Annotated in this window: 23 protein-coding genes and 1 riboswitch; of the genes, 16 read left to right on the top strand and 7 right to left on the bottom strand. The window is 62.8% G+C overall.

The annotated features are described in order from the left end of the window. The first annotated feature begins 10 nt into the window (after positions 1-10). The 4 genes from JG739_RS31365 (at position 11) to JG739_RS31350 (ending at position 5,058) form a co-directional block, all read left to right on the top strand. Complete coding sequence (locus tag JG739_RS31365) at positions 11-1,219, top strand: acetyl-CoA C-acetyltransferase (protein ID WP_202364678.1); 1,209 nt, start codon at positions 11-13, stop codon at positions 1,217-1,219. A 14-nt stretch (positions 1,220-1,233) separates the two neighbouring features. Next, complete coding sequence (locus tag JG739_RS31360) at positions 1,234-3,453, top strand: 3-hydroxyacyl-CoA dehydrogenase NAD-binding domain-containing protein (protein ID WP_202364677.1); 2,220 nt, start codon at positions 1,234-1,236, stop codon at positions 3,451-3,453. Positions 3,454-3,535: 82 nt separating this feature from the next. Further along, the gene (locus JG739_RS31355; protein WP_202364676.1) at positions 3,536-4,186 is read left to right on the top strand and encodes a S24 family peptidase; all 651 of its coding nucleotides are present in this window, start codon (positions 3,536-3,538) and stop codon (positions 4,184-4,186) included. Between the two features lie 8 nt (positions 4,187-4,194). Next, complete coding sequence (locus JG739_RS31350; RefSeq protein ID WP_202364675.1) at positions 4,195-5,058, top strand: thermonuclease family protein; 864 nt, start codon at positions 4,195-4,197, stop codon at positions 5,056-5,058. Here the strand turns inward: JG739_RS31350 and JG739_RS31345 are convergent. Beyond that, a complete protein-coding gene (locus tag JG739_RS31345) occupies positions 5,021-6,670 on the bottom strand; it encodes a lysine--tRNA ligase (protein WP_202364674.1) in 1,650 nt (549 codons plus the stop codon). The genes JG739_RS31350 and JG739_RS31345 overlap by 38 nt on opposite strands. 167 nt (positions 6,671-6,837) lie before the next feature. Between JG739_RS31345 and JG739_RS31340 the strand changes: the two genes are divergently transcribed. Further along, positions 6,838-7,248, top strand: a complete 411-nt coding sequence (locus JG739_RS31340; RefSeq protein WP_202364673.1) for a tellurite resistance TerB family protein — start codon at positions 6,838-6,840, stop codon at positions 7,246-7,248. 40 nt (positions 7,249-7,288) lie between these two features. Here JG739_RS31340 and JG739_RS31335 read toward each other — a convergent pair whose 3' ends face one another. Then, positions 7,289-8,107, bottom strand: a complete 819-nt coding sequence (locus tag JG739_RS31335) for a transporter substrate-binding domain-containing protein (RefSeq protein ID WP_202367716.1) — start codon at positions 8,105-8,107, stop codon at positions 7,289-7,291. A gap of 287 nt (positions 8,108-8,394) precedes the next feature. Here JG739_RS31335 and JG739_RS31330 point away from each other — a divergent pair, with 287 nt between their 5' ends. The 3 genes from JG739_RS31330 (at position 8,395) to JG739_RS31320 (ending at position 10,624) form a co-directional block, all read left to right on the top strand. After that, positions 8,395-9,126: a helix-turn-helix transcriptional regulator gene (locus tag JG739_RS31330; protein ID WP_202364672.1), complete on the top strand. Its 732-nt coding sequence runs from the start codon at positions 8,395-8,397 to the stop codon at positions 9,124-9,126. 97 nt (positions 9,127-9,223) lie between these two features. Next, a complete protein-coding gene (locus tag JG739_RS31325; RefSeq protein WP_077377404.1) occupies positions 9,224-9,862 on the top strand; it encodes an acyl-homoserine-lactone synthase in 639 nt (212 codons plus the stop codon). A 15-nt stretch (positions 9,863-9,877) separates the two neighbouring features. Continuing rightward, complete coding sequence (locus JG739_RS31320) at positions 9,878-10,624, top strand: enoyl-CoA hydratase-related protein (protein WP_202364671.1); 747 nt, start codon at positions 9,878-9,880, stop codon at positions 10,622-10,624. A gap of 71 nt (positions 10,625-10,695) precedes the next feature. On the opposite strand, the gene ppk2 is transcribed toward JG739_RS31320, so the two are convergent. Further along, a complete protein-coding gene (gene ppk2 / locus JG739_RS31315; protein ID WP_202364670.1) occupies positions 10,696-11,604 on the bottom strand; it encodes a polyphosphate kinase 2 in 909 nt (302 codons plus the stop codon). Positions 11,605-11,816: 212 nt separating this feature from the next. On the opposite strand from ppk2, the gene JG739_RS31310 reads away from it, so the two are divergent. After that, entirely contained in the window at positions 11,817-13,088 is a 1,272-nt protein-coding gene (locus JG739_RS31310; RefSeq protein ID WP_202364669.1) for a sensor histidine kinase, read from the top strand. Positions 13,089-13,289: 201 nt separating this feature from the next. Continuing rightward, positions 13,290-14,012, top strand: coding sequence for a phosphate signaling complex protein PhoU (gene phoU / locus JG739_RS31305; protein ID WP_202364668.1), 723 nt, complete (start codon positions 13,290-13,292; stop codon positions 14,010-14,012). Positions 14,013-14,126: 114 nt separating this feature from the next. Here the strand turns inward: phoU and JG739_RS31300 are convergent, their stop codons facing one another. Further along, the gene (locus JG739_RS31300; protein ID WP_202364667.1) at positions 14,127-14,645 is read right to left on the bottom strand and encodes a GcrA family cell cycle regulator; all 519 of its coding nucleotides are present in this window, start codon (positions 14,643-14,645) and stop codon (positions 14,127-14,129) included. A 355-nt stretch (positions 14,646-15,000) separates the two neighbouring features. Between JG739_RS31300 and JG739_RS31295 the strand changes: the two genes are divergently transcribed. From JG739_RS31295 to JG739_RS31285, 3 genes are all read left to right on the top strand, one after another. After that, entirely contained in the window at positions 15,001-16,200 is a 1,200-nt protein-coding gene (locus tag JG739_RS31295; protein WP_202364666.1) for an aspartate aminotransferase family protein, read from the top strand. 16 nt (positions 16,201-16,216) lie between these two features. Further along, positions 16,217-17,128 carry an ornithine carbamoyltransferase gene (gene argF / locus JG739_RS31290; RefSeq protein ID WP_202364665.1) on the top strand — a complete coding sequence of 304 codons (912 nt, stop codon included), beginning with the start codon at positions 16,217-16,219 and terminating at the stop codon, positions 17,126-17,128. Positions 17,129-17,275: 147 nt separating this feature from the next. Then, positions 17,276-18,286, top strand: a complete 1,011-nt coding sequence (locus JG739_RS31285; RefSeq protein ID WP_202364664.1) for an Hsp33 family molecular chaperone — start codon at positions 17,276-17,278, stop codon at positions 18,284-18,286. 232 nt (positions 18,287-18,518) lie between these two features. Here the strand turns inward: JG739_RS31285 and apaG are convergent, their stop codons facing one another. Then, complete coding sequence (gene apaG / locus JG739_RS31280) at positions 18,519-18,911, bottom strand: Co2+/Mg2+ efflux protein ApaG (protein WP_202364663.1); 393 nt, start codon at positions 18,909-18,911, stop codon at positions 18,519-18,521. A gap of 357 nt (positions 18,912-19,268) precedes the next feature. Between apaG and JG739_RS31275 the strand changes: the two genes are divergently transcribed. Continuing rightward, entirely contained in the window at positions 19,269-20,420 is a 1,152-nt protein-coding gene (locus JG739_RS31275) for a ceramide glucosyltransferase (RefSeq protein WP_202367715.1), read from the top strand. A 151-nt stretch (positions 20,421-20,571) separates the two neighbouring features. Here JG739_RS31275 and JG739_RS31270 read toward each other — a convergent pair whose 3' ends face one another. Continuing rightward, the gene (locus tag JG739_RS31270; protein ID WP_202364662.1) at positions 20,572-21,762 is read right to left on the bottom strand and encodes an O-succinylhomoserine sulfhydrylase; all 1,191 of its coding nucleotides are present in this window, start codon (positions 21,760-21,762) and stop codon (positions 20,572-20,574) included. 72 nt (positions 21,763-21,834) lie between these two features. Beyond that, a riboswitch (SAM riboswitch) is annotated at positions 21,835-21,912 on the bottom strand. Between the two features lie 124 nt (positions 21,913-22,036). On the opposite strand from JG739_RS31270, the gene JG739_RS31265 reads away from it, so the two are divergent. Next, positions 22,037-23,131 carry a 2'-deoxycytidine 5'-triphosphate deaminase gene (locus JG739_RS31265; protein ID WP_202364661.1) on the top strand — a complete coding sequence of 365 codons (1,095 nt, stop codon included), beginning with the start codon at positions 22,037-22,039 and terminating at the stop codon, positions 23,129-23,131. 92 nt (positions 23,132-23,223) lie between these two features. Further along, a complete protein-coding gene (locus tag JG739_RS31260) occupies positions 23,224-23,997 on the top strand; it encodes an ABC transporter substrate-binding protein (protein ID WP_202364660.1) in 774 nt (257 codons plus the stop codon). Positions 23,998-24,174: 177 nt separating this feature from the next. Here the strand turns inward: JG739_RS31260 and araD1 are convergent, their stop codons facing one another. Then, positions 24,175-25,167, bottom strand: coding sequence for an AraD1 family protein (gene araD1 / locus JG739_RS31255; RefSeq protein ID WP_202364659.1), 993 nt, complete (start codon positions 25,165-25,167; stop codon positions 24,175-24,177). Positions 25,168-25,386: the final 219 nt, after the last annotated feature.

Below are 25,386 nucleotides of genomic sequence, written 5' to 3'. Positions count from 1 at the left end.
GAGCAGGAAAATGGCCGAAGCTTATGTCTATGACGCCGTGCGCACGCCGCGCGGCAGGGGCAAGAAGGATGGCTCGCTGCACGAGGTGCCGGCGGTGCGGCTCGGCGCCAAGGTGCTTGAGGCGATCCGCGACCGCAATGGGCTGGACACCGGCACCGTCGACGACATCATCTTCGGCTGCGTCGATCCAGTCGGCGAGGCGGGTTCCGTCATTCCGCGCGCCGCCGCTTTCGAGGCCGGTTACGATACCAAAGCCCCCGGCATGCAGATCTCGCGTTTCTGCGCCTCTGGCCTGGATGCCATCAATTTCGGCGCCGCCAAGATCGCGCAGGGCGCCGACGAGATCGTCATCGCCGGCGGCGTCGAATCGATGTCGCGCGTCGGCATGGGCGCGTCCGGCGGCGCCTGGTTCATGGACCCCTCGGTCGGCCTGCCGGGCTGGTTCGTGCCGCAGGGCATCTCGGCCGATCTGATCGCCACGAAGTACGGCTTTTCGCGCGACGACGTCGACGCCTATGCGGTCGAAAGCCAGAAGCGCGCCGCCAACGCCTGGGGCGAAGGCCGCTTCAAGAATTCGGTGATCTCGATCAAGGACCAGAACGGCCTGACCATTCTCGACCACGATGAGCACATGCGGCCTTCGACCGATATGCAATCGCTGGCGGCCCTCAACCCGTCTTTCGTCATGCCCGGCGAAATGGGCGGCTTCGATGCCGTCGCGGTGCAGAAGCATCCCGAAGTGGAGGAGGTCAATCACGTCCACCACGCCGGCAATTCGTCCGGCATCGTCGACGGCGCGGCAGCCGTTCTGCTCGGCTCGAAGAAGGCCGGAAAGTCGCTCGACCTGAAGCCGCGCGCGCGCATCCGTGCATTCGCCAATATCGGCTCGGAGCCGGTGCTGATGCTGACCGGTCCGGTCGACGTGACCGAGAAGCTGCTGAAGCGCGCCAGGATAAAGCTGTCGGACATCGACCTGTTCGAACTCAACGAGGCGTTCGCCTCGGTGGTGCTGCGCTACATGCAGGCTTTCGACATTTCGCACGACAGGATCAACGTCAATGGCGGCGCCATCGCCATGGGCCATCCGCTCGGCGCAACTGGTGCGATGATCTTCGGAACGGTGCTGGACGAACTGGAGCGCCGCGACCTGAACACCGCGCTGGTGACGCTCTGCATCGGCGCTGGCATGGGCACCGCAACGATCATCGAACGCGTCTGACGGGAGAGAGACCGATGAGCTACACCAATTTCACCCTCGACATCGACGCCGATGGCATCGCGCTGGTCACCTGGGACATGCCCGACCGCTCGATGAACGTTTTCACCGAAGAGGCGATGCTGGAGCTGAACGCCATCGTCGACAAGGTGGCGAACGACGCGGGGATCAAGGGGGCAGTGATCACCTCCGGTAAGGACACGTTCTCCGGCGGTGCAGACATCACCATGCTGCAGAAGATGCTGTCGAAGTTCGCAGCCGATAAAGCCAAGGACCTGGACAAGGCGACCAAGGTATTGTTCGACAATGCCGGCTACATGACCGGCCTGTTCCGCAAGTTGGAGACCTCAGGCAAGCCGTGGGTATCGGCGATCAACGGCACCTGCATGGGCGGCGCCTTCGAGCTGTCGCTCGCTTGCCATGGCCGTGTCGCGGCCGATTCTGACAAGGTCAAGATGGCGCTCCCCGAAGTGAAGATCGGCATCTTCCCGGGTGCCGGCGGCACCCAGCGCGTGCCGCGGCTGACCGACCAGCAGCAGGCGCTGCAGATGCTGACTTCCGGTCAGACGCTGTCGCCGCAGAAGGCCAAGTCGATGGGCCTGATCCATGAGATTGCCGAACCGACGAAGCTGGTCGATACCGCCAAAGCCATGATCAAAAATGGCTTGAAGCCAGTGGCGCCGTGGGACGAGAAGGGCTTCAAGCTGCCCGGCGGGCCGGTCTATTCGGTGGCCGGCGCCAATCTGTGGCCACCGGCAATCGCTATCCTGCGCCGCGAGACCTATGGCAACTATCCGGCTGCCGCGGCCATCCTGAAATGCGTCTATGAAGGCTTGCTGGTGCCGTTCGACACCGGCTTGCGCATCGAGCAGCGTTATTTCACCGAGATCATGCAGACCAGGGCGGCGGCGGCGATGATCCGCTCGCTGTTCGTGTCGCTGCAGGAACTGAACAAGGGCGCGCGTCGCCCGGCCGGCGTGCCGGAAACCAAGTTCAAGAAGATCGGCGTGCTCGGCGCCGGCTTCATGGGCGCTGGCATCGCCTATGTCACGGCCAAGGCCGGGATTCCGGTGGTGCTGCTCGACCGCGACATGGACGCTGCCGCCAAGGGCAAGGCGCATTCGGACAGCCTGATCTCGGATCAGGTCAGGAAGGGCCGCGCCAAGCCGGAGGACAAGGACAGGCTGCTGTCGCTGATCACGCCGACGGCGGACTATGCCGACCTCACAGGCTGCGACCTGGTGGTCGAGGCGGTATTCGAGGATTCGGGCGTCAAGAAGGACGCCACCGAAAAGGCGGAGGCCGTGCTGAAGCCGTCGGCGGTCTTCGCGTCGAACACGTCCACCATCCCGATCACGTCGCTGGCGAAGAATTCGGCGCGGCCGAAGAATTTCATCGGCATCCATTTCTTCTCGCCGGTCGACAAGATGATGCTGGTCGAAATCATTTTGGGCAAGAAGACGGGCGACAAGGCGCTGGCCACCGCGATCGACTTCGTTCGCGCCATCAAGAAGACGCCGATCGTCGTCAACGACACGCGCGGCTTCTACGTCAACCGCTGCGTACTGCGCTACATGTCGGAAGCCTACAAGATGCTCATCGAGGGCGTTCCGGCGCCGATGATCGAGAACGCAGCGAAGGCCGCAGGCATGCCGGTCGGCCCCTTGGCGCTGACGGACGAAACGGCGATCGACCTCGCGCAGAAGATCATGAAGCAGACCATGCGCGATCTCGGCGACAAGGCTGTCGACGCGAAGCAGATGGCGCTGATCAACACGCTGGTCGATACGCATGGCCGCTTCGGCCGCAAGAACGGCAAAGGTTTTTACGATTATCCGCAAAAGCCTGCCAAGAAGAAGCTGTGGCCGGGCCTGAAGGATCTCTATCCGCAGTTGGCGCCTGAAAAGGTCGACTATGAGGAGCTGAAGCAGCGGCTCCTGGTCACCATTGCATTGGAGGCGGCGCGGGTGATGGAGGAGGGCATCGTCACCGATCCGCGCGAGGCCGATGTCGGCTCGATCCTCGCCTTCGGCTTCGCACCATTTACCGGCGGCGTGCTGTCCTACATCGACGGCATCGGCGCGAAGAAATTCGTAAAGATCGCCAAGGGTCTGCAGAAGAAGTACGGCGGCGAGTTCAAAGCGCCGAAGCTGCTGCTCGACATGGCAGAGAAGGGCGAGACTTTCTACGAACGCTTCGATCCCTATGCCAGGAGTGAGGCCAGGAAGGCGGCGTGACGCCGCCTTCGGTGGTGGACAAAATCACGGCCAGCGGTTAGAACGGAGAAGGTATTTTTTCCTGTTCTGAAGGAGAGCAAAAGTGCTCTCGCATGACCGCGTATGGGCCGCTATCGATGCTCTCGCCGAGCGCTATTCGCTCTCGGCGTCGGGACTGGCAAAACGCGCGGGCCTCGATTCGACCGCCTTCAACAAATCGAAGCGGCTGTCCTCGGACGGGCGGCCGCGCTGGCCGTCGACCGAGTCGCTGGCCAAGATCATCGAGGCGACCGGCGCCTCGCTCGACGAATTCACCGGGCTGGTCGAAGGCCGGGGCAAGGCCGTTCCCGGATCTCTGCCGCCACAGAGGTTTTCGGTGCCGCTGCTCGGCTTCGCCCAGGCCGGCGCCGGCGGCTTCTTCGACGATGCCGGCTTTCCCGTGGGGCAGGGCTGGGACCTGATCGAGCTTCCGGCACGGGCGACCGAAACCTCCTATGCGCTGCAGGTCCAAGGCGATTCCATGCTGCCGCTCTACCGCAACGGCGACGTGCTGATTGTCGAGCCGGGCGCCGCCACCCGCAAGGGCGACCGCGTCGTCGTCAAGACCAATGCCGGCGAGGTGATGGCCAAGGTGTTGGAGCGTCAGACGGCGAAGTCGATCATGCTGGTCTCGCTCAATCCCGATCACCCGGATCGCGACATCCCGATGCGCGATGTCGAATGGGTGGCGCGGATTGTCTGGGCAAGCCAGTAGGGCCGCCGGTGCGCCCGCTTCATGCAGCCGCTGCGGTGTTGACGATCCTGGTAATGGGGGCTGCGATTGCCGCCGGTGGCCGCGCCGTGCTGCAGGACGAAAATCGGCGCGTCGCGGCTCGGGCGCAGGCCGGCATCGCGGTGCAATCCCAAGCGCCTGCGCCATCAGCAAATCCGCGCCCCAAGGCGGCGAAGCAACCGGAGGCACATTCCAGAGCCATCGATCCCAAAGTCGTCGCGCCGCCGCAGCTTCAGCCCGAAGAGCTTGAACGGGTCGAGCCGCGCGCGCCGCTGAGTGAGTTGGCGCTGGCCGGGCCGCCCAAGCCGCCCAAAACGAAAATGCCCGACGACTGGAACGGGACAAAACTGTTCCAGCCGGTTGCATCGGCCGCCGGCGTGATCGAGGCCAAGGGCTACTCCGTCGCGATTTCCGGCGTCGACATCGTCAGGCAGGACGAAAATTGCACCGACGGCGGCAAGTCCTGGACGTGTGGCGCCCGGGCGCGAACGGCGTTCCGTGCCTTCCTGCGCGGTCGGGCGGTGGTCTGCACGGTGCCACCCGAGGGCGGCCGCGACCTGATCACCGCCGAATGCCGCGTCGGCAACCAGGATGTCGGCCAGTGGTTGATCGAAAACGGCTGGGCGCGCGCCGCCAAGGGTGGCCCTTATGTCGAGGCCGGCGACAAGGCCCGTATGGCGAGGAAGGGCATTTTCGGGCCGGCGCCCAGTCTCTCCGGCCTGCCTCCGGCACCAGCCCCTTTTGCGGCCCCGACGCAGCCGACGCAGCCGATTCTCGATCCGTCGGCGGCGGCTACGCCGCCAACCGATTCGTCGGCTACGCCGCCAGCTGGCCGGCCAGCGCCTTCTGAATGAGCGCGCGGGTTTCTGCTATGCCGTAGAGCGCGGCGAAGGAACCGAAGCGCGGGCCGCGCTCCTGTCCGATCAGCACCTGGTAGATCATCTGGAAGAAGGCGACGGAGACGCCCGGCCCGCCTTCCGGGCTCTGCTTCGAATGGTCTTGATAGCGTTCGATCTTGCGCGCGACGTTGAGCGCGGCATTCTGGATCGCCTCGCCATCGGCATCTGGCGGCAATGCGGCGAGCGCTTCGGACAGTTTCGTCAGCGCCTCGCGCTCGACCGCATCGGCGGCCCGGTACACCTTGGCCGGCTTCACGAAATCGTCGAAATAGCGGATTGCATATTCGGCCAACCGGTCGAGTTCGGGATGGGTCTTCGGCGTCACGCCTGACGTGTGGCGCAAAATGAACCCCCACAGCACGTCCTTGTTCTGGGCATTCGAGGCGCTGACCAGGTTGAGGAGCAGCGCGAACGACACCGGCAGGTCGACGACAGGCGGGTTACCATCATGCATGTGCCAGACGGGATTTCCCAGCCGCTCCTTCCACTCCTGCCGGCGATAGGCGGACAGAAAGGCGTAATACTCGTCCACCGCCTTCGGAATGACGTCGAAATAGAGTTTCTTGGCCTGCCGCGGCCGCTGGTACATGTAGAGCTCGAGGCTTTCGGTCGGCGCGTAGGTCAGCCACTCGTCTATGGTCAGTCCGTTGCCCTTGGACTTCGAAATCTTCTGACCGTTCTCGTCGAGGAACAGCTCATAGACGAAATGCTCGGGCGCCCGCCCGCCCAGGATATTGCAGATACGGTCGTAGATCACCGCATTCGTCTGGTGGTCTTTGCCGAACATTTCGAAATCGACGCCGAGCGCCGCCCAGCGCATGCCGAAATCCGGCTTCCACTGCAGCTTCACCCTGCCGCCGGTTATCGGCAGCGTGGTTTCGGTGCCGTCATCGTCGAAGGTGATAGTGCCGGCCTTGGCGTCGACATGCTTCATGGGGACGTAAAGCACTCGGCCGCTTTTGGGGGAAATCGGCAGGAACGGACTGTAGGTCGCCTGACGCTCGCCGCCGAGCGTCGGCAGCATCACCGCCATGATCTCGTCGAAACGCTCGGCGGCGCGCAACAGGGTTTCGTCAAAATGGCCAGCCTTATAATATTCCGTTGCGCTGGCGAACTCGTAATCGAAGCCGAACGTGTCCAGAAAGCGGCAAAGCATTGCGTTGTTGTGGTCTGCGAAGCTTGCATAGTCGCCGCCGAAAGGATTGGGGACGGACGAGAGCGGCTTGTGCAGGTGCGGCTCGAGTGCGGCGCGATCGGGGACGTTGTCCGGGATCTTGCGCATGCCGTCCATGTCGTCGGAAAAGCACAAGATCTTGGTTTTGACCGTATCGCCGGTGAGCACGCGGAAGGCGTGGCGCACCATCGAGGTGCGTGCGACCTCGCCGAAAGTACCGATGTGCGGCAGCCCCGACGGACCGTAGCCGGTCTCAAACAGTACGGTTTCGGGAAAGTCAGTGCCTTTGTAGCGCTCGACGATCTTCCTGGCTTCCTCGAATGGCCACGCCTTGCTTTCAGCCGCTGCCGCAAGCACCTCGGGATTGAGATCGACGATGTTTGATCCCGCCATGTCACTGTTTTCCAACTTATTCGCCGGCATCGCCGCAAAAGGGGCCGGATGATTTTTTCAACCGGTCTCTAGGCGCGCCTGCCGTGGGCGTCAACGATCGCGGCGCTTTTTCCTTGCGACGTCGGTGCCGCGTTCCTAACTTCGGAGCCCGTTTGAGGAGTATTTAAATGCCATTGCCGCCGCATGAAGCCCTGATCCATCTGATGGTCATCACCTCCGCGTCCGATCGCGACATGACCAATGTCGAATTGGCACGGATTGGCGACGTCGTTCGCTCGTGGCCGGTGTTCGAGGATTTCGACCACGACCGCCTGGTCGGCGTCGCCCAGGACTGCCAGAAGTTGCTGCACGAAAAGGACGGGTTGGAAGGCGTTTTGGCGCACGTCGCCGAAGCACTGCCCGAGCGCCTGCTCGACACCGCTTATGCCGCAGCCTTCGAGGTTGCGGCCGTCGACCTCGAAATGCGCCTGGAGGAGGTGAGGGTGCTGCAGCTTATCCGTCGCCAGCTCGATCTCGACACGCTCACCGTCGCCGCCATCGCCCGGGCTGCCAAGGCCCGCCTGCGCACGCTGACTTGATCCAGACCCCAAGGGATCAGAAAAAAACCGACCGGCCGGGTCAGAAAAAGCTGACCGGGAAATAGCGCAGGTAGAATTCGGCAAAGGTGCCCTTCACCGAAATCTGCTGTAGTGCGTAGTCGAACGCTGCGGCCAGCGCTGGATCCTCGGCCCGGGTGGCGATGGCCATGCCCGACCCCAGATATTCGGGCGCCAGATAGGGACCGCCGGCGAAGCGGCAGCAGGCTGCGGCATTCGAACTGCCCAGCCAGAAGGCGAAGCGCATGCCGTCGCCGAAGCCGGCGTCGACTTTGCCGGTCTTGAGACCATCGTAAAGCTCTTCCAACTGCGCGAAGGGAACGACCTGGACGGTGCCGAAATAGTCGCGCAGCATCCGCTCATGCGCGGAGCCTGCGGTCACGCCGACGCGCTTGCCGCGCAGTCTGTCGAAGATCGGCTCCGTGAGCGCCTTTGCCTTCGGCATGATGAAGCGCGCCGGAAACTGCAGGTAGGAACGCGAGAAGGCATATTTCGACCGCGACTCCGGCGTGGCGGCAATGCCGGCAATGATCGCTTCGCCTTCGCCCTTCTTCAGTGCCGCTTCGAGCTCGGCCCAAGGCAGCGCCTGGATCTGGCATTTTTCGGCGATGTCGAGTTCGGCGCAGATCGCGCGCGCCAGATCGACATGGAAGCCGGACAGGCGGCCCGCCCCGTCGAGGAAATTGAACGGCGGGAAATCGGTGGTGGTCAGGAATCTCAGACGCGGCAGCGCGGACAGGTCAGGCTTCGGCAGCCGCTCCTTGGCATCCCACAGCACCGGCACTTGTGGCTCCGCGGCGCGTGCAGTGGTGAGCCACTGTGCCCCTGTCATTGCCAGCATCAAGACGATGGTCATCCACCGAATTGCCACGATCGAGCTCCGCCCTGTCCTGTCCAATGTGGCTTTTGGTACGAAAATGCCACAGGCACAACGGTTTTTGATTTCATCACGCCGATTTAGGGCTATGCTTCAGCGAGCTTGCAAACATGTGTGGCGTCGGCTGGAGGGTAGCCGCAACGCCGCAAACTGAGGAGCAGGTTTGCAATCCGGGGTCGAGGGCGAAGTGCGGGTGAAGCACTGGGCCAATTGATCTCAACACGGGAAGGCAACATGGGGTAGATGTTGCAATGGGCCACTTCGATCGCACATTGGAATTCATCGATCAGCTGCAGCACGCCGATACGGCGGCCGCGGTCTGCGAAAAGCTGCTTGGCATAACCTCGGAGTTCGGCCTGACCGCACTGATGGCCGGAACGGTTCCGCAACCGGGCACGCCAAGTGGCCAGCAAAAGGACCATGTGCTGCTTTGCGAGTGGCCGGGAGAATGGCTGGAGCGCTATGTGGCGCGCAATTATGTCGACCATGACCCGGTTGTCAGCCACATGAAGCAGCTGCAGGCGCCGTTCCAGTGGCGGGAAGCGTCTCAGGCCATTCGCATCGACAAGAGCAGCGGCGAAGTGATGGGCGACGCCGGCGAATTCAAGCTGCGCGACGGATTGGCCTTCCCGCTGATCACGCTCGATGGCCAGATCGTCATGGTGTCGCTGGGCGGCGAGGCCGTCGAATTGTCGGGCGCCGATTTTGGGCTGGTGTCGCTGGTGGCGACCTATGCGATTGGCCGCGCCATGCAGATCCACACGATGGCGGCCAAGACCATCGACCACGTCGAACTGACGCCGCGTGAGCGCGAATGCATGCAATGGGCCGCCGTCGGCAAGTCCGAATGGGAGATTTCACAGATTCTCGGCATTTCGGAGCACACATCAGAGAAACACCTTCTTAACGCCAAAAGCAAACTCGGTGCCGTCAACCGGGTGCAGGCGGTCGCGGAAGCGATAAGGCGCGGCTATATTAGCTAGCTCTGCCGCGCCGGCCTAGAAATTCTTGCCTACGTGATCGCGTAATTTTCTCGGGACAGCCCGGCCGTATCTTCCTATTGAACCTAGGAGACGGCAGATGCTTTTTTCCCTTACCACACAGGAACTTATGGAACGTCCCGACCTTTGGGAGGCCGTTCATCGCCTACGCTACAAGATTTTCGTCGAGGAGATGGGGTGGACCGACCTGCAGCGCCCCGATGGCCTTGAGATCGATCAGTTCGACCATGACGAGGCGGTGCATCAACTCGTCATCCGCAATGGCGAGCTCGCCGGTTATCAGCGGATGTTGCCGACAACGCGTGCGCATCTTCTGACCGAGGTGCTGGCGGACCTCTATGAAGGGACGCCGCCATCCGGGCCGAACGTCTGGGAACTGACCCGCTATGCGGTGGCGCCGGGCTTTCGTGACGGCAAGCGCGGCGTCTCGACGGTCGGCACCGAGCTAATTGCCGGCTTCGTCGAGTGGGGGCTGAAGCGGAACGTCAACCAGGTGATCATCGAGTTCGAGCCGATGTGGGTCCTGCGGGCGCTGCAGTTGCATTTCCTGGCGAAGCCGCTTGGCTACCAGCGCACCTATGGCAACCAGCAGGTCGTCGCCACACTGCTCACCTTCAACGAGCACACGCTTGAGGTGGTGCGGTCGCGTCGCAGTCATTTCGCGCCGGTGCTGGCCAGGGGATATCCCGACAGGCTCGGAATGAGGCAAGCCTCGTGAGAATTGGAGAAAGCCATGAACATCCACCCGCAAAGAGAGTTCCGCAATCATACGTTGATCGTCACGGTGTCGTCTGATGACGGCCGGCCGGTGCTGGACGGGCGAGCCTATGAAAGCCTGGCCAGGATCTTCCACGAAGCTGCAATCGACGACGATGTGCGCGTCGTGGTGCTGCGCGGCCTCGCCGGCTGCTTCTGCCTCGGCGGCGATTTCTCCGAGTTCCTCGACGCCAACAAGCATCAACGGTTGATCGCTGCCGTCACCGACATGTTCCGCACGTTGGCGACGTTTCCCAAGCCGGTCCTTGCCTGTGTCGACGGCGACGCCGTCGGTGTCGGCTGCACCATCCTGTTCCATTGCGACATGGTGATCGCATCTGACGAAAGCACGTTCCGGGTGCCGTTCGTCGATTTCGGCCTGGTGCCGGACGCGGCGACCAGCATCCTGGCGCCGCAGAAACTCGGTTATGCCGGCGCTTTCCGCTTCTTCTGCCTGGGCGACACACTCAGAGCCGCGGACGCCCGGATGCTTGGCCTGGTCACGGAGATCGTGGTCGGCGATGTCGAGGAAGCCGCACTTGGCAGAGCCAGGCAACTCGCCAAGAAGCCGGTTGCCGCACTGTTGCAGACGCGCGACCTGCTCAAGGGCGACACAGGCGCGCTCTGCGACCGCATCGACCAGGAGATTTCGCTGTTTCAGCAGGCTTTGCAGGACGATACCACCCTGCGGCGGCTGCAGCGGATTGCCCGGCTGGCGGCATGAGAAGTCGTTCGGCAGGATGACAGAATCATCCGGAATCGTCCCGCGCGTCCTTTGGGGCGCGCGGCGGCGCTTCAGGCCTGTATTCCCAGGAACGAAGGCCCTTCCCCGATGATCTTCCTGTCTTCCGTGCCGATGGCGTCGAGATCGCGGCCGTCATAGGGGAGCGACAACAGGATGCGCCGGATGACGGCAAGTCGCGCGCGCCGCTTGTCGTTGGCCCGTACGATGATCCAGGGCGCGAATTCCTTATGCGTGCGTTCGAACATGAGATCGCGCGCCCTGGTGTAATCGTCCCATTTTGAGATGCCGGCAATGTCGATGGGCGAGAATTTCCAGCTCTTCAAAGGACTCCAGCGGCGATCGTGAAACCGCTCAAGCTGTGTTTCCCGACCGATGTTCAGCCAGAATTTGAAGAAATGGATGCCTTCGTTGCAGATCATCCGTTCGAAATACGGCGTCTCGTCCAGGAATTTCTGATGCTGCTCCGGCGTGCAGAAGCCCATGACCGGCTCGACGCCGGCGCGATTGTACCAGGAGCGATCGAAGGTGACGAACTCGCCCGATGTCGGAAAGTGCGCGACATAGCGCTGGAAATACCATTGCCCGAGTTCGGTTGGGCTAGGCTTGGTCAGCGCCACATTGCGCGCTGTCCTGGGGTTCATGTACTGGCGCAGCGCGAAGATCGTGCCGCCCTTGCCGGCGGCATCGCGTCCTTCGAACAGCGACATCACCCGCTTGCCCGCCGCTTGCAGCCATGCCTGCGCCTTGGCCAGCTCGATCTGCAGCCGCTCGAGCGTCTCGTCATACTCCTCGCTATCCATTTTCTTGTCGTAGGGGTAGCCGCCAGCGGTCAGCTTGTTGTCTTCGACCCAGTCCGGAAGCTTGGGATCCTCGATGTCGAACTCGCGCTCCTTGCCGTCGATGCGGATCTTGAGCGGACCTGGAACGGGCGCGGCGGCATTTTCCCTAGGGTTTTTCATCGAGACGAACCTTTCCAGTTTCCGGACACATGCTATTGGAGCCTTACTGCATCGGCCCGAAAATCGGAATCGATTTCGGAAAGAACGATGCAGCGGATTAGAAGTAGTAGAGCGTCCTTTTCCAATTGGACGCACGGCGCTCTAGCGCCGGTCAGCGGAAGGTCGACCCGGCCGGGCGGGGATGGAGGCACAGTGCGCGCGAATGGCTGACAATGGCTGACATGGGCGGCGCAGAACAGCCAAGCACGGCGCAAGCGGTCGCCACCCGGTTGTGGAATAGCCGCTGGCTGTTGGCCGCCGGCATCGTCGCGGTCTTGACGGTGTATGCTTTCGCAGACACGTCCTTCTATGTTGTGCTGCTGGCATGTGCAGTGCTGCTGCTTGCCGCCGCGATGTTGCCGGCCGGCGTTGCGCGCCAGTCCGCGGAGGATGCCGCGGCGATCGAGGCTGGCGGGCTGCAACAGCTGTCGGGAGAATATCTGGCGGCCGCCGTTGCCGATCCGCTGATCATCTTCGATCGCACCGCCACGATCGTCCATGCCAACGCCGCCGCCTTCGCCGCCTTCGGCGGCATCGCACCGGGCATGTCGCTGGCGCTGAAATTCCGCGCGCCCGAGATGCAGGCCTTGCTGGACAGTATTCTGTCGGGTGCCGCCGCTTCGGACGTCGTCGACTATACCGAAAAGCTGCCGGTCGAACGGGCCTATCGGGTGAGTGCGTCTTCGGTCGGTCACGGCACCGACCTCTATGTGCTGGTCTTCAAGGACCAGAGCGAGGCGCGCCGCATCGACCGGATGCGGGCAGACTTCATCGCCAATGCCAGCCATGAACTGCGCACCCCGCTCGCCTCGATCTCCGGTTTCATCGAGACGCTGCGCGGCCCGGCCCGCAACGATCCGGTGGCGCGCGAGCAGTTCCTGCAGATCATGCACAACCAGACCGGCCGCATGGCGCGCCTGATCGATGACCTGCTGTCGTTGTCGCGGCTGGAGATGAAACCCTATCTGAAGCCGGGAACCGAGGTCGATCTTCGCCAGACCCTCGACAGCGTCATCGATTCGCTGGGTCCGCTTGCCCGGGAAAACAGCGTTGCCATCGAGCGGGATTTCGCGAACGGACCACTCAATGTGCCGGGGGATCGCGATGAACTTTTCCAGGTTTTCGAAAATCTGCTGGAAAACGCCTGCAAATATGGACAGGCGGGTGGACGTGTCGTGGTGACGATTGCCCACAGCGACGACGGCCCCGAACCGGGCATCGACGTCACCATCCGGGACTTCGGCCCCGGCATTCCCGAGGAGCACATCCCGCGCATCACCGAACGCTTCTACCGCGTCGATGTCGAAAACAGCCGGACCCAGAAGGGCACCGGCCTTGGCCTGTCCATCGTCAAGCATATCCTGACGCGTCACAACGCCAGACTGTCGATCAAGTCGGAGGTCGGCAACGGCGCAGCTTTCACGGTGCATTTGCCGGCACACTGACGCTCACGATCCAAGAACGCGCCGACCCTAAAACCGGAAGATTTTAAGATAGCCGTATGCGTGGATAAGGCGCTTAGAGCGTACTATCTATCCAAGTGGGCGCACGTCGCTCTAACGGTTTCTTTTTTCTGTCATCCGGCTAGTGTATCAGCGGGGATTCGAGGAAACGACTCGGGACCAGAAGACCGGGAAGGCATCTCCATGCAGTCCGTGCACATCGTCAGCGCCTATGACGAGGAGCTGAAATATCTGTCGAAGCGCATTGCCGCGATGGGCGGCCACGCCGAACGCATGGTCGAACAGGCGATTGCGGCCCTGGTCAACGCCGACCCTGGCCTTGCCCAGAAGGTCATCCGCGACGATGCCGTTCTTGACCAGGGGCAGCGCGAGATCGACGACAAGGCGATCATCATCATCGCCAAGCGCCAGCCGATGGCGACGGATTTGCGCGAGATCGTCGGGGCGATCCGCATCTCGGCGGATCTCGAGCGGGTCGGCGACCTCGGCAAGAATGTCGCCAAACGCGTTGTTGCCGTCATAGAAGGGCGCCAGCCGACCAGCCTGTTCCGCGGCATCGAGGCCTTGGCCGACCTGGCGTTGACGCAGCTCAAGGAAGTGCTTGACGTCTACGCGTCGCGCTCGGTGGAAAAGATCGGCTTCGTGCGTGACCGCGACGATGAGATCGATGCCGTGTACACCTCGCTGTTTCGCGAGTTGCTGACCTACATGATGGAAGATCCGCGCAACATCACGCCCTGCACGCATCTGCTGTTCTGCGCCAAGAACATCGAGCGGATCGGCGACCACGCCACCAACATCGCCGAGACGATCTACTACATCGTCACCGGCGACCAGATGCCGGCCGAGCGGCCGAAGGGCGACAAGACAGACAGGATTGTTATTCCGGTAGCGAATAGGGAGTAGCGAATAGGGAAAGACCGCTTGCTTTCGATTCACAAGGGATCAAGCTACTTCTATTCGCTATTCGCTATTCGCTATTCGCTATTCGCTATTCGCTATTCGCTATTCGCTATTCCCTCACCGGCTGCGCCGCCGCTCCGAAGCGGGCTGAAACGCAACGCGGGCGTGATACTTGCAATAGGGTCCGGTTTCGGCCGCGTCGTTGCCGCAGAAATGGAACTCTTCCGAAAGCGGATCGCCATTCGGCCATTTGCATGTCCGCTCGGTCAATTCGACAAGCTGCAGATGCCGCGAGATCGGCACGACGACGTTCTCGACCGGACGGACATAATGACGCGTCACCGGTACGGCGTCGAATTGCGCCTGCAGCGCGGTCGCGCCGATCGACGTGGTGATATGCCGCGCAGTGCTTGCCGCCCGCGACACTGATTTCTGCACGGTCGACCCCTGCACGCTCTTCTTCTGGCGTGCCGGCGTGGCAGTCGCGCGTCCGCGGCCCGACAGTTTCAGCCGATGCACCTTGCCGATGACGGCATTGCGGCTGACACCCCCAAGCTGTGCGGCGATCGCGCTGGCGCTCAGCCCCTCAGACCACAGTTTTCTAAGAAGTTCGACCCGCTCGTCAGTCCAATTCATGAGACCGCGCTCCTGCTGAAATGTGCGGCGATCGGAATCCTTCCACGATCCGGCTTCCGCCGGGCAGACACCACATATATCGGGTGATTAGGTCCGCCGCACGAAATCTAGTTATTTCTCGACCTACAATTACCTTATGCGCTGACTCGGTGACAAGAGTCCGAGGGCCAACGCGAATCGGTTTTTTTGGTTTTCCCCAACTTGCCCGGTCGCTGATGAGCCGGCGTCTCGCTGGAAAGCTTGCCGCGCGTCCTTGCGCGACGTTTTCGTTGACTTCATGGCCGAAAAACACGATAAGCCGCAAAGGCCGCCGCTTTGGCGGCTTTTTGATTTTCCGGTTCCGGAGACGCATATAATGAGCGGTTCGGCGCTTTTCGAGACCTTTACCCGCGCGCCCCTGGCCTTCGACCATGGGGAAGGCACTTGGCTGGTCACCGACAAGGGCGAGCGATATCTCGATTTTGGCGGCGGCGTTGCCGTGAATTCGCTGGGCCACAGCCATCCGCATCTGGTCTCGGCACTCACCGAGCAGGCGGCCAAGCTCTGGCATGTCTCCAACCTCTACGAGATTCCGGGGCAGAGCCGTCTGGGCGAGCGGCTGGCCAACGCAACCTTCGCCGACAAGGTGTTTTTCACCAATTCCGGCGCCGAGGCGCTGGAATGCGCCATCAAGACGGCGCGGCGCTACCATTTCGTCAAGGGCCATCCCGAGCGCTTTCGCATCGTCACCTTCGAAGGCGCCTTTCATGGCCGCACGCTGGCGACCATCGCCGCCGGCGGCCAGTATAAATACCTGGAAGGTTTCGGCCCCAAGGTCGAAGGTTTCGACCAGGTCGGCTTCGATGACATCGACGCGGCCGAAAAGGCGATCACATCAGAGACCGCCGCGATCCTGATCGAGCCGGTGCAGGGCGAGGGCGGTATTCGCCCGGTGCCGACGCAGTCGCTGAAGCGGCTGAGGCAACTCTGCGAACAGCATGACCTGCTGCTGATCTTCGACGAGGTCCAGTGCGGCATCGGCCGCACCGGAAAACTGTTTGCCCATGAATGGGCTGGCGTCACGCCCGACATCATGGCCGTCGCCAAGGGCATCGGCGGCGGCTTCCCGGTGGGCGCCTGCCTCGCCACCGACGAGGCAGCCGCCGGCATGACCGCCGGCGTGCACGGCACCACTTTCGGCGGCAATCCGCTGGCGATGGCGGTCGGCAACGCCGTGCTCGACGTCGTGCTGGAAGACGGTTTTCTGGAAGATGTGCAGCGCAAGGCGTTGCTGCTGAAGCAGGGGCTGGCGGGTATCGCCGACGAATTTCCCGACGTCATCGAAGACATCAGAGGCAGCGGTCTGATGCTCGGCCTGAAATGCGCCGCGCCCAACACCAAGGTGAACATGGCGTTGCGCGACCAGCATCTGCTGGCGGTTCCGGCCGGCGACAACGTTCTTCGCCTGCTGCCGCCGCTCACCGTCACCGACGCCGAGATCCATGAGGCGCTCGACCGCATCCGCGCCGGCGCCCGGGGCCTGTCGGACGCCATCGCCGCGGCTGCGGCGAAATAACAGTCGGAAGACCCAAATGAGCCTTCGCCATTTCACCGATCTTTCCGCCGTTTCCGAGGGCGATCTGCGCCTTATGCTGGACGATGCCGTCGTGCGAAAGGCAAGGCTCAAGGCTGGCGAGCGGACAAAACCGCTTGAAGGCAAGGTGCTGGCGATGATCTTCGACAAGCCGTCGACGCGCACGCGCGTGTCCTTCGACGTCGGCATGCGCCAGCTTGGCGGCGAGACCATCATGCTGACCGGCGCCGAGATGCAGCTTGGCCGCTCCGAAACCATCGCCGACACGGCCAAGGTGCTGTCGCGCTATGTCGATGCGATCATGATCCGCACCACATCGCATGACCGGCTGCTGGAGCTGACTGAGAACGCCACCGTCCCCGTCATCAATGGGCTGACCGACGATACCCACCCCTGCCAGCTGATGGCCGACATCATGACCTTCGAGGAGCATCGCGGCCCGGTCGCCGGCAAGACCATCGCCTGGACCGGCGACGGCAACAACGTGCTGCATTCGCTGCTGGAGGCCTCGGCGCGGTTCCGCTTCAACCTCAACGTCGCCGTGCCGGAAGGCAGCGAGCCGGCGCAGAAGCATGTCGACTGGTCGAGGGCGCATGGCGGCAAGTTGAACTTCACCCGCTCGCCCGAGGAGGCCGTCCACGAGGCCGACTGTGTCGTTACCGATTGCTGGGTGTCGATGGGCCAGGAGCACCGTGCTCGCGGCCACAATGTCTTCTCACCCTATCAGGTCAATGCGGCACTTATGGCGAAGGCAAAGCCCGATGCGTTGTTCATGCACTGCCTGCCAGCGCATCGCGGCGAGGAGGTCACCAACGAAGTCATCGACGGGCCGCATTCGGTGGTGTTCGACGAGGCCGAGAACCGGCTCCACGCGCAGAAGGCGGTTCTGGCGTGGTGCCTCGGCGCTTGATCCGGGCCGCCTTGATCAGGACCACCGAGATCCGGGCCGCCTTGATCCGGGAGTGCGTGATGCCTATCTCAGGCGCATCACGCAAATCGAGCGCGTTTCGACGCATGCGCCCCGGAGGGCGGCATCGCCGCGCCCCGGAGCTTTGTCATGTTGGAAACTCGTCAATTGGCTGAACATCAACCCAAACTCGGCGAATTCGGTTACGCCGGCGACGATCATGTCGTGCCCTTCGAGGTCGGCCCGCTCGACGTGCGCGGCCGCACCGTCCAGCTGGGGCCGATGCTCGACGCGATCCTCAGCCGTCATGACTATCCCGAGCCGGTCGCCCGCCTGCTGGCGGAAGCCTGCGTGCTGACGGTGCTGCTCGGCACCTCGCTCAAGTTCGAGGGCAAATTCATCCTGCAGACCCGCACCGACGGGCCGGTCGACATGCTGGTGGCGGATTTTTCCACGCCGCATGCGCTCCGCGCCTATGCCCGCTTCGACGGCGACCGGCTGGAGGCACTGACATCTGCCGGCGAGACCTCGCAGCAGACGCTGCTCGGCAGCGGTGTCCTGGCGCTGACCATCGACCAGGGCGCCCACACGCAGCGCTATCAGGGCATCGTCCAGCTCGACGGCGAGACGCTGGAGGAGGCTGCGCGCACCTATTTCCGGCAGTCGGAGCAGATCCCGACCGATCTCAGGCTTTCGGTGGCCAAGCTGTTGACGCCCGGCATCGGCGGTGCCCGCGAGCAATGGCGCGCCGGTGGCATTCTGGCGCAGTTCCTGCCGCAATCGTCCGAACGCATGCGCGTGCCCGACCTTCCGGGTGGCGATGGCGATCCGCGCGAGGATATCCATCATCCGGCCGACAATTCCTGGCAGGAACTGCTCGCGTTGCTTGGCACTATCGAGCCGACGGAACTGATCGACCCGACGATCGGCGCCGAGCGGTTGCTTTACCGGCTGTTCCACGAGCATGGCGTGCGCGTCTTCGGCGGCGTGCCGGTAGCCGACCAGTGCTCATGCTCCAGGGAAAAAATCCGCGGCATTCTCGAAGGCTTCTCCGCCGACGAGATCAAGGACAGCACTGAGGATGGCGGCATTCACGTCGCCTGCGAATTCTGCTCGAAGCAGTATGACTTCGACCCGGCGGAATTTGCTGCGGCTCAGTAAGGAAGTCCCTTCTCCCCGTCCGCGGGGAGAAGGTGCCCGAAGGGCCGATGAGGGGCAGCGCAAAGTTCGGCGAATGGCCGCGTGTATTCATTCAGACGCCATTGTGCATGCAAGAAAATCTCACGAGCCCGGCGCCGCCCCTCATTGCCCTGCCGGGCATTTCTCCCCTTACAGTGACTTACAGTGACGGGGAGAAAGACGCTGTCGCGCAGAGTTTCGCCAATCGCCGTTCTCAGTTGACGGTGCGCCGTGTGCCCGGCAGATCGAGCGAAAAGGCGGGGATGGCGACGTCGAACGTCTCGCCCCGCTTGTTGCGCATCGTGTAGTGGCCGACCATGATGCCGGATGGCGTCGAGAGTGGGCAGCCAGACGTATACTGATAACTATCGCCGGGATTGAGTTCAGGCTGTTCGCCGACAACGCCGGCGCCGCGCACCTCCTCGACCCGGCCGGTGCCGTCGGTGATCTGCCAATAGCGTGACAGAAGCTGCACGAATTCATCCGACTGGTTGTCGATGGTCACCTGGTAGCCCCAGACATAGCGGTTCTCCGACGGGTCGGAGCGATCTTCCAGATAGAACGGCCTGACCTGTACTTCGATGTCGCGCGTGACGGCGCTGTACATAAATCACTCCACAATATGCAGACGGAACATTCGACTCTCTCCGCAGTTCGGTCAACGGGGTGCCTCCGCTCAGTGCCTGCCATCGTTGCCTGAATCTGTTGAGCGCAGGTGCCGAACAACAATGTCATTTGAGTGACACATGACAATGATGGTGTGCAGGGCCGGGGATGGTGTGCAGGGCTGGCGACTTAGCATTCTGTCGAACTACCGCTTCGGCCCGAAAATCGAATTCGATTTTCGGAAAGCACGGTGCGTAGACTCAAAGTGTTAGAGCGTCCTTGCGCGTCCAACTGGACGCGCGGCGTTCTAATGAAAACGGCTTTCATGCGGCCGGCTTTCTGGAGCGACCAGATATTGATGGAATTGACAGTCACAGCCGCCTTGTTTTCCATAACACTCCTTATTGTCAATCTCGCCAGCATTCTGCTCGCTTCGTTGAAGCTGAAGCGGCCCGGCAGGATCACGCCGCCAGCCGGCAAGGCGCCGCCGGTGTCGATCGTCGTGCCGTCGCGCGGCGCCGAGCCGTTTACCGAGGAGACGCTCGAGCGCGCCTTCTCTCTCGACTGGCCGCATTATGAGCTCATCTTCTGCGTCGCCCATGCCGACGACCCGGTGGTCGGGCCGATCACCGATGCGATCGCCCGCTTCCCGGCCGTGCCGGCCCGGCTGCTGGTCGGCGACGACCGCATCAGCGGCAATCCGAAACTCAACAATTGCGTGAAGGGCTGGGAGGCAGCGCGTCACCACTGGGTCATCCTTGCCGATTCCAACGTCCTGATGCCGAGGGACTATGTCCAGCATCTGATGAAGGCATGGCGGCAGGACACCGGCCTCGTCTGCTCGACGCCGATCGGCTCGCGGCCGGACGGGTTCTGGGCGGAGGTCGAATGCGCTTTCCTCAACACGCTGCAGGCGCGCTGGCAATATACCGGCGAGGCGCTCGGCCTCGGTTTTGCTCAGGGCAAGAGCATGCTGTGGAACAAGCCATTGCTCGACGCCAATGGCGGCATCCGCGCGCTTGCTGCCGAGATCGCCGAGGACGCCGCCGCGACCAAGCTGGTCAACGGGCTCGGACTGCGCGTCAATCTCGTCGCCGCGCCCTTCGAGCAGCCGCTCGGTTCGCGCACATTTGGCGAAATCTGGTCGCGCCAGGTCCGCTGGGCGCGCCTGCGTCGCGTCACCTTCCCACTGTTCTTCGCGCCCGAGATCCTGATCGGAGCGGTGCCGCCGCTGGTGCTTGCGCTGGTTGCGGCAGCAGGCGCCGGTTTCAGCCTGCCGGCTACCGTCATCGCCGTGCTGATCGTCGCCTATCTCCCTGAATGCGCTCTCGCTTCGGCCAAGGGCTGGCACCTGTCGTTGCGCATGATCCCGGCGATGGTTGCGCGCGATGTGATGCTTCCCGCCATCTGGGTGCGCGGCTGGCTCAGCGGCGCCGTCGACTGGCGCGGCAACACGATGACCATCTCCCGCGCCGGTGCGGAATTGGAAGAGACCCCGTCGGGCGCCTGATCGCGCCTGCTTTGCAGATCAGGGCGCAGCAGTTCGGCGCGTATCCCTAAAGCGCATCGCGTTCGACCAGCCTCATGCGACGCGCTTTAGGTTCCTTGTTTTCATGCATGTCGTTATCGCAAAACCGCTGCACACTTTTGCGCGACATGCATTATCTGGCAGCTTTCAAGGCCTGCTCGATGTCTTCGAGCAAGTCGTCAGTGTCCTCCAGTCCGACGGACAGCCTGAGCGTGCCTGGCCCGATGCCGAGTTCGGCGCGCGCCTCGTCGCTCAGATTCTTGTGCGTCGTCGTCGCCGGATGGGTGATCAGGCTCTTGGCGTCACCGAGATTGTTGGAGATCAGCACGACATCCAGCGCGTTCTGGAAGGCGAAGGCCGCCTGCTTGCCCCCGTCGACGTCGAGGCAGATCAGCGTCGAGCCGCCCGTCATCTGCTTCTTGACGACCGCCGCCTGCGGGTGATCGGCGCGGCCGGGATAGATGACGCGGACAATTTCCGATCGCTCGGCGAGGAAGTCAGCGATCCGGCCGGCACTTTCCGTCTGCTGGCGAACGCGCAGCGGCAGCGTCTCCAGGCCCTTCAGCAGCGTCCAGGCGTTGAACGGCGAGAGGCTGGGACCGGTGTGGCGGAAGTAGTCGTGCAAATTCTCATCGATCCACTTCTTGTCCGACAGGATGATGCCGCCGAGGCAGCGCCCCTGGCCGTCGATGTGCTTGGTCGCCGAATAGACGACGATATGGGCGCCGAGCTGCAACGGCTTCTGCTGCAAGGGCGTGGCAAAGACGTTGTCGACGATCAGCCGCGCGCCGATCGAATCGGCAAGCGAGGCTACGGCTGCGATGTCGACGACCTCCAGCGTTGGATTGGTCGGGCTTTCAAGGAAGAACAACTTGGTGTTGGGCCTGACCGCCTTTTGCCAATTGGCGATGTCGGTGCCGTCGACCAGCGTCGCCTCGATGCCGTATTTCGGCGCCAGCGTCTCGACCACCCAGCGACAGGAGCCGAACAGCGCGCGCGCCGCCACGATGTGGTCGCCCGCCCGGGCACTGCACAGCAACGCCGCCGTCACCGCCGCCATGCCGGATGCGGTGGCGCGGGCATCTTCGGCGCCTTCCAGCGCACACATGCGCTTCTCGAACATGTCGACCGTCGGATTGGCATAGCGCGAATAGATGAAGCCCGGTTCCTCGCCCTTGAAGCGGGCTTCCGCCGCCTGCGCCGTGTCGTAGACATAGCCTTGCGTGAGATACATCGCCTCGGAGGTTTCGCCAAAGCCGGAACGCAGCGTTCCTGCATGCACGAGGGCAGTCTGAGGCTTCCAGTTGCGCGTGTTGCTCGTCATCACCTTGTTCCAAACAAAAAAATCGTCCAAACACAAAAAAACCGGCCGCGAAAGTCGCAACCGGTCGTACGGCCTTTCGGCCCGACGGTCCTTTAGCGACTTGTTTAACGTGGCTGCAAGCCGACCGGCCAAATCACCACGGGATAACGATCCTTTAGACCTGCACCGCGCTTGCGTCAATTGCCGGCATGATTAAGAGGTTTGTACCAGCGGGTTCCGGGGCAAGAACCTGCGACAAGACGAGACCACGCCCGGCCTTCGAGCGGAGCCAGACTTGCGGCAGACAGGCATTCTTCCGGATCAGGATATTTCCGCGCTGTACCGATCGGGCGCGCTGAAGTCAGAGCGCGCGCTCGACGCCGACCAGGTCCAGCCGGCCAGCCTCGACCTCAGGCTTGGCGACAAGGCCTGGCGGGTGCGCGCCTCCTTCCTGCCCGGCCCCAACCACAGGGTTGCTGAAAAACTCGACCGCCTGAAGCTGCACGAAATCAATCTCGCCGATGGTGCGGTGCTGGAGACGGGCTGCGTCTATATCGTGCCGCTGCTCGAGAGCCTGGCGCTTCCGGTAAACATTTCCGCTTCGGCCAACCCGAAGAGCTCGACCGGACGGCTCGACATCTTCACCCGGGTGATGACCGACCGCGGCCACGAGTTCGACAAGATCGCTGCCGGCTACGACGGCCCGCTCTATCTCGAAGTCAGCCCGCGCACCTTTCCGATCGTCGTTCGTACCGGCTCGCGGCTGTCGCAGATCCGGTTCCGCACCGGCAATGCGCTTTTATCGGAAAGCGAGCTGCACGAATTGCACCGTGCCGAGACGCTCGTCGCCACCGAGCCGCCGAACATTTCCGGCGGCGGCATCGCCCTGTCGATCGACCTCGACGGCGACAAGGACGGGCTGGTCGGCTACCGCGGCAAGCACCACACCGGCCTGGTCGATGTCGATAAGCGCGCCGCACAGGATGTCGTCGATTTCTGGGAGCCGCTCTACAAGAGCGGCGCCGGCGAACTGGTGCTCGACCCGGACGAATTTTATATCCTCGTCAGCCAGGAAGCGGTGCATGTGCCGCCGCTTTACGCCGCCGAGATGACGCCCTTCGATCCGCTGGTCGGCGAATTCCGCGTCCACTATGCCGGTTTCTTCGATCCGGGTTTCGGCCATTCGGCCTCGGGCGGCACCGGCAGCCGGGCCGTGCTCGAGGTGCGCAGCCACGAAGTGCCGTTCATCCTCGATCACGGCCAGATCGTCGGACGGCTGGTCTACGAGCACATGCTGAAGCGGCCGCAGGCGCTCTACGGCACAGATCTCGGCTCGAACTATCAGGCACAGGGCCTGAAACTGTCCAAGCATTTTCGCGCCGCGCGCTGATCGCCCACTATGATCAGACCATGCTTGCCTGGCCCTGCGGGTCGTGCTTGGCTGTGCCTGGCCGTCAACGCGGTTGAACAAGGGGAACAAAAATGCAGATTTCAAGATGGATCGCATCGGCAGCAACAGCCGTCATGCTGGCGATATCAGCCGGGTCCCTGTCGGCGCAAGCACAGGAAAAACTGAAGATCGCCACTGAAGGCGCCTATCCGCCGTTCAACACCATCACCGCGGATGGCAAGCTCGTAGGCTTCGACGTCGACATCACCAATGCGCTTTGCGCTCAGATGAAGGTCGAATGCGAACTTGTCACGCAGGACTGGGACGGCATGATCCCGGCGCTCCAGGCCAAAAAATTCGATGCCATCATCGCGTCGATGAGCATCACCGAGGAACGCAAGAAGCAGGTCTCCTTCACCAACAAATACTATACGACGCCGCTTTCTCTGGTGGCCCTGAAGGACAGCGATATTGCCTCGACCGAACCGGCGGCACTCGCCGGCAAGACAGTCGGCGCGCAGGCTTCGACCACCCAGGCCGACTATGCCCAGGATGTCTATGGCAAGGCCGGCGCCGAGGCGAAGCTCTATCCAACCCAGGAGGAGGCGGTCACCGATCTGATGAACGGCCGTCTCGATGCCGTCCTTTCCGACAAGTTCGTGCTGATGGACTGGATGAAGAAATCGAGCGACGGCTGCTGCAAGATGGTCGGTGACGTCAAGGGCACGGAGACCGAAGCCGGTATCGCCGTGCGCCAGGAAGACAATGCGCTGCGCGAAAAGCTCAATGCCGCGATCGATGCGATTGTCGCAGACGGCACCTACAAGAAGATCCAGGCCAAATATTTCGATTTCGATATTTACTGAGGGCGGAACTGTCGATCCCCCCGCTTGAGGGGGAGATGGCCGGCAGGCCAGAGGGGGTCGCTGCGCGTAAAGTGCCAACGCTGTTTCCGTCACGAGAAACGGCGTTGGCGATTTATGTGAGACGACCCCCTCTGTCACCTTCGGCGACATCTCCCCCTCAAGGGGGGAGAGCACACATCAAAGCGCCTTCACCGCCACTTTCACCGGCTGCTCGATTTCAAGCGGGTTGCGCAGCGGCAGGCCGAAATCCTTGGCCTCGATCTCGAAGACGTCGCCGGCCTCGGTCCTGACGCCGTCGGCGAAGGACAGTGTCGCAGTGCCGAACATGTGCACATGCACGTCGCCCGGCTGGCGGAAGGCCGAATATTTGAAATGGTGATGTTCGAGATTGGCGATGGTGTGCGACATGTTCGCCTCGCCCGACAGGAACGGTTTTTCCCACAGCAACTGGCCGTCGCGCAGGATGCGCGAGGAACCCCTGACGTCGGACGGCAGCTCGCCGATCAGGATCTCCGGTCCGAACGAGGCGTTGCGCAGCTTGGAATGCGCGAGGAAAAGGTAGTTCACGCGCTCGGTGACGTGATCGGAAAACTCGTTTGACAGCGTGAAGCCGACGCGGAACGGGACGCCGTCGTCGCCGATGACATAGATGCCGGCGACTTCCGGCTCCTCGCCGGCATCCTGGGCGAAGGCGGGCGACAGAAGTGCGGCACCGGGCGCCACTGCCATGGTGCCGTTGCCCTTGTAGAACCATTCCGGTTGCACGCCGGTCTGGCCCTTGGCCGGCTTGCCGCCCTCCAGCCCCATGCGGAACATCTTCATGGAATCGGTGAGTTGCTCCTCGCCGTCGCTGCTGAGCTTCTTATGCATGGAATCGCGGGTCGCGGCGGAGCCGAGATGTGTCAGCCCGGTGCCGGTGAGGTGGAGATGCGCCGGGTCGGGATGGTTGATCGGCGACAACAGCCGCCCCTTCTTGTAGGCGGCATCGAGGTCGACCGCTTCACCAAAACCCTTGCGTTCGATGAGGGCGACGAGCCCGGTGCCGGTGCGCGCGGCCTCCATCGCCAGCGAATAGACGCTGCGGGCGCCGTTGATGATTCTGGTCTTGCCGCCGTTGCGGGCGACGACGCGGATGGTCTCCGCCTCGTCGAGGATTTGGGAAATCAGCATGACGTACCCTCTCTCAATTGCCTTGGCCGGCCTGCCAGTTCTGGCAAGCTTTTCCTGGCGCGGCTCGGACGGTGTCCACGCCACGGGTGAAATTCTTCGTCCGGATTGCTCGCGGGCCCGGTCCCCTGGGGGACTTCCTTGCGCCGCCCGGCAGCGCCGCGATGTGACCCGTGCCTCCTAAAAGCGCGCTACGTTCGAATACGGGCCCGCTTTAATCCT

Source organism: Mesorhizobium sp. L-2-11, from assembly GCF_016756595.1.
Classification (GTDB): domain Bacteria; phylum Pseudomonadota; class Alphaproteobacteria; order Rhizobiales; family Rhizobiaceae; genus Mesorhizobium.
The sequence above is the reverse complement of the archived record's forward strand: the minus strand, read 5'-3'. Positions and strand labels throughout refer to the sequence as shown.